1 protein-coding gene is annotated in these 348 nt (G+C 62.4%); it reads right to left on the reverse strand.

Annotation, left to right across the window (positions count from 1 at the left end; translation table 11 throughout):
- Nucleotides 1-348: hypothetical protein (locus QP381_RS08675; protein WP_285068558.1), on the reverse strand; the 348-nt coding region annotated here is incomplete at both ends.

Consider the following 348-nt stretch of genomic DNA (forward strand, 5'->3'; position numbering starts at 1 on the left):
GGTCGTGGTTTGAGGAGTTCAGCGAGCACCTTGGCGTGCGCTTCGATTTCCTCGCGCGTTCCCCCGCGTAACGCCTCAGCGGGAACGCCGGTTTCTTTGGAGATTTCCGCGCGCCACGCGGCGCACTGGTGTTCGGTCTCGAACCGCGCGATCTGCGCTTTCAACTGCTCGACTTCATCCGCGAGCGCACTGTTTTTGTCCTGCAGGGCCTGGTAGTCGACTGCCTGTTCGGGAGTGGTTTCTGTGGCCTGCTCGCGCGGCTCATTCGCGTCGTCTTCGGGCTCGTCAGCTTCTGGTGCTTGAGCGGTTTCACTGTCAGAGTCGGCAGCCGTCTCTTCCGCCTTGGTC

The organism is Pauljensenia sp. UMB6358, assembly GCF_030216865.1.
GTDB lineage: Bacteria > Actinomycetota > Actinomycetes > Actinomycetales > Actinomycetaceae > Pauljensenia > Pauljensenia turicensis_A.